We start from the raw sequence: 8919 nt of genomic DNA on the forward strand, positions 1-8919 counted from the left end.
GTCTTAAAAAGAGGGAGAGGGCAGGTCACGCAATACCGCCAGCACGGCATCCATCTCGCCCTGATAGCCGATGGTGACGCGAATGCTGTTATCAAGTCCGGGTTTGGTCGAGAAATCCCGCAGTATGATGCCGGCGGCCTTCATGGCGTCAAAGACGGCGGCGCCATCCACAAAGCGCACCAGCACGAAGTTGCCCTTGTCCTCGAATACTTCCTTCACGCAGGCAAGCTTTGTCAGCTCTGCCTTGAAGGCGGCTTTTTGCTTGTTAAGCTCTACCACTCGCTCGCGCATCAGCTCCAGTCCCATGGGGGAGAGGGCCTGCGCCGCGATCTGGGCGATGGGCTCGGGGATGGGATAGGGGGCGATCACCTTGGCCAGCATGGCGATCACCTCTGGGCTTGCCAGCGTAAAGCCGCAGCGGATCCCCGCCAGGGCAAAAGCCTTGGAGAGGGTGCGGGTCACCACCAGATTGGGGAAGCGGGTCAGCAGGTCTACCACGGATGCCTCGGGGCAGAACTCGATATAGGCCTCGTCCACCACCACGATGGCGCGATCCCGGGCTTTTTCCAGCAGAGCGATAAGGCCGTCGCGACCCACCAGATCCCCGGTGGGGTTGTTGGGGGAGCAGAGAAACACCAGTTTCACATCGGAGAGGCGATCCGCGATGGCGGGCCAGTCCGGCTGGCGGCTGGCGGTCAGCGGCTGTTCGACGATGCCAACGCCACAGGTCTCGGCGCTGATGGCGTACATGCCGTAGGTGGGCGGGCAGATGAGGATCTGATCTTCACCCGCTTCGCAGAAGGTGCGAATAAGCAGCTCGATGGCCTCGTCGGCGCCACGGCTCACCAGCACCTGATCGGGATTGACTCCAGCGTAGGCGGCATAGCCGTTCACCACCTCGGCCGGTTGGCACTCGGGGTAGCGGTTGAGGCGGCTTCCCTCGATGGTGAAGGGATAGGCCTGTGGCGCCTCGTTGGCGTTGAGCCAGACGTGGCCCTTGCCGCCGATGCGGCGAGCGGATTGATAAGGGGTGAGGGCCCGCACCACGCGGCGTGCCAGATTGGCAATGCTCATGACAAATCCTTCTGCTGTGCTGTTGGTTGGGGCGCGGCGGCCAGGGCGTTCAATCTCAAGGTCACGGCATTCTTGTGGCCATCAAGCCCTTCGGCCTGGGCGATGCGCTCGACGATGGGGCCAAGGCCCTGAATGCCGCGCGCGCTCAGCTCCTGCACCGTGTAGCGGCGCTGATAATCGGCGAGGCCAAGGCTGGAGCAGGTGCGGGCATAGCCATAGGTAGGCAGAGTGTGGTTGGTGCCGCTGGCGTAATCGCCGACCGATTCCGGTGTCCATGCTCCCAGAAAGATGGAACCGGCGTTCTCGAGTTTATCCAGCAGATCGCGGGGGGCGCGGGTCTGCACGATCAGGTGTTCCGGCGCGTAGGCGTTGGAGATGGCACACGCCTCGGCCAGATCGTCACAGAGGATCACCAGACTGCTGCCGAGCGCTTGGGCGGCGATATCGCGGCGGCTCAACTTGGCCAGCTGGCTCTTGATCTCCCCTGCGATGGCATCGGCCAGCAGCGGCGAGGTGGTGACCAGCACCACCTGACTGTCGGGGCCATGCTCGGCCTGGGAGAGCAGGTCCGCCGCCACGAAGGCGGGGTTGGCGCTCTCGTCGGCAATCACCAGCACCTCGGAGGGGCCGGCGGGCATATCGATGGCGGCGCCGCGCCAGTCGCGGGATACCTGCCCCTTGGCTTCGGTCACATAGGCGTTGCCCGGGCCGAAGATCTTGTCCACCTTGGGAATGCTCTCGGTGCCGTACGCCATGGCGGCGATGGCCTGGGCGCCGCCGATGGCGAACACCTTCTCGACCCCGCAGGCGCGGGCGGCAAACAGGATCTCGTCGCTGGCCGGAGACGGGGTGCAGAGCACCACTTCACGGCAACCGGCGATAGCCGCCGGAATAGCCAGCATCATCACGGTGGAGGGGAGCGGCGCGCTGCCCCCCGGCACATAGAGGCCGACCCGACTGATGGGCTGGGTGCGCAGCTCGCATACTACCCCGGGTTGGGTTTCTACCCGTACTACTGGCTGCATTTGGGCGGCGTGGAAGGTGCGAATATTGGCAATCGCCGCTGCGATGGCATTTTTGATGTCGTCATCCAGTCGCGCGCAGGCAGCTTCAATCTCGGCTTCGCTAACGCGCAGCTGCTCACGGGGGGCGCGCTCGAAGCGCTGGCTCAGCTCGCGCAAGGCCTCGTCGCCACGGCTGCGCACCGCGCCAATGATCTCCTTGACCACGGCACCGATATCCGCCTCGTCATTGAGAGCGGGCCGGGTCAGCACGTCGGTCTGCTGGGCTGGGGAGAGGCTCTTCCAGATCAGGGTCTGCATGATGTCCCTTCCTTATTCCATCATTTTTTCGATGGGCAGCACCAGAATGGAGCTGGCACCCAGAGCCTTGAGCTGCTCCATGGTCTCCCAGAACAGGGTCTCGCTGGAGACGACGTGCAGCGCCACCTGATTGGTGTCACCGGCCAGCTGCATGATGGTGGGGCGCTCGGCACCCGGCAGCAGATCGGTGATGGCATCGAGCTTGTCTTTGGGGGCGTGCAGCATGATGTATTTGCTCTCGCGGGCCTGCTGCATCCCCTGAATGCGGGGCAGCAGTTTGTCGATGAGCTTCTGCTTGGCATCGGACAAGGGGTTGGGGGCCTGTACCAGCACAGCCTTGGAGCGGTAGATCACCTCCACCTCTTTGAGGCCATTGGCTTCCAGGGTCGCACCGGTGGAGACCAGATCGCAGATGGCATCGGCGAGACCCGCGCGGGGTGCCACTTCCACCGAGCCGCCCAGCATCACGCTCTTGAAGCCGAGACCCTTGTCGTCAAAGAAGCGCTTGAGCAGCCCGGGATAGGAGGTCGCGATGCGTTTGCCGGCAAGACTCGCTGGCCCTGTGTAGGTCACATCTTCTGGCACCGCCAGCGAGAGGCGGCAGCCACCAAAGTCCAGCTGCTTGAGGGTTTTGACCTCGAAGGGTAGTCCCTGTGAAGCGCGAATAAGCTGCACCTCTTCCAGCACGTTCTCGCCGATGATGCCAAGGTCAACCACCCCTTCCATCACCAGACCCGGGATGTCGTCATCGCGCACCCGCAAGATATCGATGGGCATGTTCTCGACATGGGCGATAAGGCGCTGCTCGCGCAGGTTGATTTTCAGGCCGCAGCTCTTGAACAGGGCTTGGGAGTCCTGGCTCAGACGACCGGACTTTTGCATGGCGATACGTAGACGTTGTGTTTCCATTGCTCGATTTCCTTCTAGTCAAAAACGAAAAAACCCTCGGAAGTGGGTGCTTCCGAGGGTTTATGAATCTTGCGGTCCTTTTGGAAGTCACCAGTTAAGTGTCCTCCAGCAGTCAACCTCCTGAAAGACTAGTCGGGATGATGATGGTGGTGATGAGTCTTCAGGGTGGTGAACTTCATGTAATCAATCCTTTACAAAATAAGATGTCGTAATTGACGCCTGATTTAAACTACCTGCCTTGACAGAAAATGCAACCCGAAATTGTGATTTGATCGATTAAAGTGGCGAAAACGGTTTTCTGGTCGATAACTAGACAATAACCCCTGCAGGAGTCGCCATCATGCCCAGCCAGGACCTGTTGTTCCCCATTTTGCCCCGGGCGCCCGCTGCGCCCGGCAGCGAAGAGATCAAGCGGGAAGTGAACCAGATCAGCAAAAAGCACCAGCTGCGCAAGACCAGCACTGACAACAGTGACTCCCAGCAGCGCCAGCAGGCGTATAGCACGCCCGCCAAGCGTGATCAGCCCAAGGCGGAGGAGGGCGATCACAAGCCGGACCCCGAGCATCAGATCGATCTGTTCGTCTAGGCAGATTATCTGTCCCGCTTTTGCCGCGCTTTTGGCATAATGGCCGCTTTTGCTGCGGGACGCCCTTTTGACCATCCAGACCCTGTTCAAGCCAGATGGCCCTCTGGCCAGCCATATCGACGGTTTCAAAGCCCGCGCTCCCCAACTGGAGATGGCCGAAGCGGTCGCACGCGCCATCAAAAGTGGTGGCCGTCTGCTGGTGGAGGCGGGGACTGGTACCGGCAAAACCTACGCCTATCTGGTGCCAGCGCTGGAATCCGGCAAGCGGATCGTGATCAGCACCGGCTCCAAGAACCTGCAGGAGCAGCTCTTCTATCGGGATCTCCCGACCATCACCGGCGCGCTCTCCTACACCCCGCCGGTGGCCTTGCTCAAGGGGCGCAGCAATTATCTCTGCATCGAGCGGATGAACAGGCTCTTGAGCGAATCCCATCTGCAAAAGCCTGAAGTGCTCAACGATCTGGTGAAGGTCAAATCCTGGTCCACCGCCACCGATAACGGCGATGTGGGGGATATTCCGGGATTGCAGGAGAACGCCGAGATCCTCGCCCACGTCACCAGCACCAACGACAACTGCCTCGGTCGCGACTGCCCCTATTACGACGACTGCCATCTGGTGGTGGCCCGACGCCGCGCCATGGACGCCCAGGTGGTGGTGATCAACCACCACCTCTTCTTCGCCGATATGGCGGTGAAAGACACCGGATTTGGTGAGTTGGTGCCCGAAGCGCAAGTCTATGTGTTTGACGAGGCGCACCAGCTGCCGGAGATCGCCACCAACTACTTCGGCAAGTCGGTAGGCAGCCGAACGATTCAGGATCTGGCGCAGGATATCCAGCTGGCCTATCGGGCAGAGGCCCACGACATGGCCCAGCTCGGCAAGGCGGCGGACAGGCTTGCCATCGCCAGTCAGGATCTGCGGCTCGCCTTCGGGGTGGATGGCGGTCGTGGTAATACCCGCGACATGCTGCGCCAGCCGCTTTGGGGGCAGGCTTTGGCTCGTCTTAACGATGCCATCGGGCTTTGCTACGAGGTGCTGAAACTGGCTCTTGGCCGTGGCGAGCAGCTGGATCACGCCTTCGAGCGAATCAGTGAACTGCGCACCCGCCTGGGTGAAGTGCTGGCGGTCAACCAGACCGGTTTCTCCTACTGGTACGACTGCTCACGGCTTCATTTCACCCTCAATCTGACGCCGCTGTCGGTGGCCGAGCGATTCAGTGCCGAGGTGCAAAGACCGGAAGTGGCCTGGGTCTTCACCTCCGCCACCCTGACGGTGGATATGCGCTTTGATCACTTCAAGGCCGAGCTGGGGCTGGCAGGCAGCGCCGAGCTTATTCTCGACAGCCCGTTCGACTATGGCGAGCAGGCGCGGCTCTGTGTGCCCCGCTATCTGCCGGAACCCAACGCCTTTGGCCGTGGCGAGCAGCTGGCCAATCTGATGATCCCCCTCATCAACAAGACACCGGGGGGCTGTTTCTTCCTCTGCACCAGCCATCAGGTGATGCGTCAGGTGGCTGAGGTGCTGCGCCGGGAGATTGGCCGCACCGTCTTGTTGCAGGGGGAGGACAACAAGCAGCGGCTGCTCAAGGAGTTTGTCGAGAATGGCCGTGCCGTGCTGGTGGCGACCAGCAGTTTCTGGGAGGGGATCGACGTGCGAGGGGCGGCGTTGTCGTGTGTTATCATCGACAAGCTGCCGTTTGCCAGCCCCGATGATCCGCTGCTCAAGGCGCGGGTGGATGATTGCAAGCTCAAGGGGGGCGATCCCTTCGCCGAGCTGCAGTTGCCCAAGGCGGTGATTGCCCTCAAGCAGGGGGTGGGGCGGCTTATTCGTGATCGCACTGATCACGGGGTGCTGGTGATCTGTGATCCCCGAATGGTCAACAAACCTTACGGCGCCACCTTTATCAAGAGTCTGCCCGCCATCCCCCGTACCCGGGAGTTGGGAACGTTGGGGAGCTTTTTCGATCGCACTGAACGCGGTGAATAATAAGTGTGCCGCCAGATAACAGATTTAAACAACGGGTGAGCATATCTCGCTTGCCGGTTATGTAATTGACTGATTTTATAGAGATTGGAAAGCATGAACGAGTTGAAGATCCTGGCCGTTGATACCGCTACCGAAGCCTGCTCCGCCGCCTTGCTGGTGGGTGACAAGCTGTTCTCCCGCTGGGAGGAGGCGCCACGGGATCACACCCGAAAAATCCTGCCCATGGTTCAGGCTGTGTTAGAGGATGCCGGGATAAGTTTGAGTGACCTCGATGCCATCGCGTTCGGCCGCGGCCCGGGCTCCTTTACCGGCGTGCGGATCGGCATCAGTGTGGCGCAAGGTCTGGCGTTTGGTGCAGGTGTGCCGCTGATTGGCATCTCGACCTTGGCCGCCATGGCGCAAGGCGCCTATCGACTGGATGGCGCCGAGCAGGTGCTGACCGCCATCGATGCGCGGATGAACGAGGTCTATTTCGGCCGCTATGAGCTGATTGATGGCCGCATGCAGCTGGTGGGGGACGAGGTGGTGAGCGAGCCCGCGGCACTGGTTGACGTCCGTGGCAAGCTGGCGGGCCCAGTGACCTGCGTCGGCACTGGTTTTGAAACCTATGGCGAGACCCTGAGTGGTCTGGCCGATGAGCTGGCGGTGAGCCAGGTGCGCTTCCCGGCGGCAGAGGACATGCTGCCGCTGGCCCGCGCCGCCTGGCTGGCGGGGGAGGCGGTGCCGGTGGAGCAGGCGACGCCGGTCTATTTGCGTGACAAGGTGACCTGGAAAAAACTGCCGGGTCGCGAATAAGGGCAGGAGCACTGACGTCATGTCGCTCTTGCCGATCATCAGCTGCAACACAAGCGGGTGGCCCGACGGGCCACGCTGGCAACAGGAGAGAGACATGATGCGTAATACCAGAAGCGACATGATGAAACGCGGGATGGTGGTCGGGGCGCTGGCTCTGCTGCTCGGGGCCTGCAGCTCGGTCCCCAAGGAGCTGGCCTATGAGCCCGAAAACCAGCTGGTGGCCTATCAACCCGCCCTTGGCGGAATGGAGGGCAAACCGGCCCGCTGGAGCGGCGTTATCTCGGCGGTGCACAACAAGGCGGATCAGAGCGTTATTGAAGTGGTCTATCTGCCGCTCAAGTCCAATGGTGTGCCGGAGCAGACCGAACAGAGCCCGGGCCGTTTTCTGGCCATCATGAAGGGTTTTGTCGATCCGACCCTCTACGCCAAGGGGCGCAGCCTGACAGTGCTTGGCACCATAGGCCAACCGGTGGATAGCCAGATTGGCGAGCACAAGTACCGCTTCTCGGTGCTCAATGTGACTGGCAGCAAGCTGTGGCCGCCAGTCAAGGAGGTGGAGGTGCGCTATATGGACCCCTACTTCTACGACCCCTTCTATGATCCCTTCTGGCCGAGACGGCCGCTGCGTCGTTAAGGCTTGCCATGATCAAGAGCATCAAAAGCACTCTGCACGAACGTCTGCTCACCTTGGCAGATGGTCGGCAGGTGGCCCTGCTTGAGAATCAACTCGCGGGTCAGGCTCAGCAGGGCAAACCCCTGCTGATTGCCCTGCACGGCTGGCTCGACAACAGTGCCAGCTTCTTGCCGCTGGCGCCGCATCTGGGGGATTTTCACCTCATCTGTGTCGATCTGCCGGGGCACGGTCACTCCGATCACAAAGCCACCCCCTATGTCTTTGTCGACTGGCTGGACGATCTCTACCAGATCGTGCAGGCGGCGGGCTGGTCGCGTTTCACTCTGCTCGGTCACTCCCTCGGGGCGCTGATCGCATCCGCCTATGCCGGGGTGTTTCCCGAACAGGTGGAGCGGTTGATCATGCTGGAGGGGCTGGGCCCGCTCAGTCAGCCCGATGAGGAGGTACCTGCCCAGCTGCGACGTGCGATTTTAAACCGTAGTCGCACCCGGGAGCGCAGTGCCAACGGCTTTGCCTCCATCGATGAGGCTGTCGCCGCCCGTTGCAAGGTGGCGGATATCACGCCGCAGGCGGCGCGTCTTATCTGTGAACGGCAGCTTGAAGAGCGGGCAGGGCGCTGGCACTGGCGCAGCGACCCCCGTTTGCGGGATCTGTCGCCCCTGAGAATGAGCGAAGGGCAAGCCCGAGCGCTGATGGCGGCTATCCGCTGTCCTGTGCTGTTGATTCAGGGGGAGCAGGGCTTTGCTGCGCTTGAAGCCCAATGGCAGGCCCGTCAGGATGCCTTCCAGCAGATCGAGCGGGTCATATTGGGTGGAAACCACCATTTTCATATGGAAAATTCGGTTGATACGGCCGTTTGTATCGTAAAGTTTTGTCAAGTTCGGTAGAATCGCCAGCTTTCAATAATTCCAGGTTTGTTTTCTCCCTCACATTTTTCTGTTGTTAATTTGCTGTTAATTGATGTTGCGCTGTGTAAATATGTGCGGCATTAGAGCATCAGCTTAAAACAACCGATTAAAATGGATGTGAACCGGGACGGAGGCAACACAGTGAGCGCACAGGTGCTAGTTATGCAGGAGAAGTTTGTGGAAAGAGTCTGGCTGAAACGTTATCCGGAAGGGGTCCCCGCCGAGATCAATCCAGACCAATACAGCTCCCTGGTCGAGATGTTCGAATCCTCGGTGACCCAGTTTGCCGATCAGCCCGCCTTCGTCAACATGGGCCAAACCATCACCTACCGCCGGCTGGAAGAGCAGTCCCGCGCCTTTGCTGCCTACCTGCAAAACGAGCTGAAGCTGGAGAAAGGGGATCGGGTTGCGGTGATGATGCCTAACCTGCTGCAATACCCCATCGCCGTGTTCGGCATCCTGCGCGCCGGCATGATCGTGGTCAACGTCAACCCGCTCTATACCCCGCGCGAGCTGGAGCATCAGCTCAAAGATTCCGGTGCCAAAGCCATCGTCATCGTCTCCAACTTCGCCCATACCCTGGAAAAAGTAGTCTACGACACCCCGATCAAGCACGTTATCCTGACCCGGATGGGTGACAACCTGGGGCTGGCCAAGGGCACCCTGGTCAACTTCGTGGTCAAGTACGTCAAGAAGCTGGTGCC

9 protein-coding genes and 1 other annotated feature are annotated in these 8919 nt (G+C 60.7%); of the genes, 6 read left to right on the top strand and 3 right to left on the bottom strand.

Annotation, left to right across the window (positions count from 1 at the left end; genetic code table 11):
- Positions 1–3: 3 nt before the first annotated feature.
- The 3 genes from hisC to hisG are packed head-to-tail and all read right to left on the bottom strand — an operon-like array spanning position 4 to position 3305.
- A complete protein-coding gene (gene hisC / locus G5358_RS02150; RefSeq protein WP_337072262.1) occupies positions 4–1074 on the bottom strand; it encodes a histidinol-phosphate transaminase in 1071 nt (356 codons plus the stop codon).
- A complete protein-coding gene (gene hisD, locus G5358_RS02155; protein ID WP_421323507.1) occupies positions 1071–2396 on the bottom strand; it encodes a histidinol dehydrogenase in 1326 nt (441 codons plus the stop codon). The genes hisC and hisD overlap by 4 nt, the downstream gene beginning before the upstream one ends.
- A 12-nt stretch (positions 2397–2408) precedes the next feature.
- Positions 2409–3305, bottom strand: coding sequence for an ATP phosphoribosyltransferase (hisG, locus tag G5358_RS02160; RefSeq protein ID WP_139494832.1), 897 nt, complete (start codon positions 3303–3305; stop codon positions 2409–2411).
- Positions 3306–3333: 28 nt separating this feature from the next.
- Positions 3334–3458: a sequence feature (His leader region), on the bottom strand.
- A 187-nt stretch (positions 3459–3645) separates the two neighbouring features.
- Between hisG and G5358_RS02165 the strand changes: the two genes are divergently transcribed.
- The 6 genes from G5358_RS02165 to G5358_RS02190 all read left to right on the top strand — a co-directional run.
- Positions 3646–3891 carry a hypothetical protein gene (locus G5358_RS02165; protein ID WP_005336755.1) on the top strand — a complete coding sequence of 82 codons (246 nt, stop codon included), beginning with the start codon at positions 3646–3648 and terminating at the stop codon, positions 3889–3891.
- 67 nt (positions 3892–3958) lie between these two features.
- Entirely contained in the window at positions 3959–5878 is a 1920-nt protein-coding gene (locus G5358_RS02170; RefSeq protein ID WP_421323508.1) for an ATP-dependent DNA helicase, read from the top strand.
- A gap of 93 nt (positions 5879–5971) precedes the next feature.
- Entirely contained in the window at positions 5972–6673 is a 702-nt protein-coding gene (gene tsaB / locus G5358_RS02175; RefSeq protein WP_005345613.1) for a tRNA (adenosine(37)-N6)-threonylcarbamoyltransferase complex dimerization subunit type 1 TsaB, read from the top strand.
- Positions 6674–6791: 118 nt separating this feature from the next.
- Positions 6792–7307 (top strand): Slp family lipoprotein, encoded by a 516-nt coding sequence (locus G5358_RS02180; protein WP_076491763.1) that lies wholly within the window; start codon positions 6792–6794, stop codon positions 7305–7307.
- Between the two features lie 8 nt (positions 7308–7315).
- Entirely contained in the window at positions 7316–8194 is an 879-nt protein-coding gene (locus G5358_RS02185) for an alpha/beta fold hydrolase (protein WP_064336012.1), read from the top strand.
- Between the two features lie 198 nt (positions 8195–8392).
- Positions 8393–8919 (top strand): AMP-binding protein (locus G5358_RS02190; RefSeq protein ID WP_421323509.1); only part of this gene is annotated, 527 nt, incomplete at its 3' end.

The organism is Aeromonas sp. 604176 (genome assembly GCF_049170755.1).
Classification (GTDB): Bacteria; Pseudomonadota; Gammaproteobacteria; order Enterobacterales; family Aeromonadaceae; genus Aeromonas; species Aeromonas veronii_A.

What these genes read in the sequence shown, in the direction of transcription:
- hisC (WP_337072262.1), bottom strand. Translation starts at nt 1,074, where the DNA reads ATGAGCATTGCCAATCTGGCACGCCGCGTGGTGCGGGCCCTCACCCCT.
- hisD (WP_421323507.1), bottom strand. Translation starts at nt 2,396, where the DNA reads ATGCAGACCCTGATCTGGAAGAGCCTCTCCCCAGCCCAGCAGACCGAC.
- G5358_RS02165 (WP_005336755.1), top strand. Translation starts at nt 3,646, where the DNA reads ATGCCCAGCCAGGACCTGTTGTTCCCCATTTTGCCCCGGGCGCCCGCT.
- tsaB (WP_005345613.1), top strand. Translation starts at nt 5,972, where the DNA reads ATGAACGAGTTGAAGATCCTGGCCGTTGATACCGCTACCGAAGCCTGC.
- G5358_RS02180 (WP_076491763.1), top strand. Translation starts at nt 6,792, where the DNA reads ATGATGAAACGCGGGATGGTGGTCGGGGCGCTGGCTCTGCTGCTCGGG.
- hisG (WP_139494832.1), bottom strand. Translation starts at nt 3,305, where the DNA reads ATGGAAACACAACGTCTACGTATCGCCATGCAAAAGTCCGGTCGTCTG.
- G5358_RS02185 (WP_064336012.1), top strand. Translation starts at nt 7,316, where the DNA reads ATGATCAAGAGCATCAAAAGCACTCTGCACGAACGTCTGCTCACCTTG.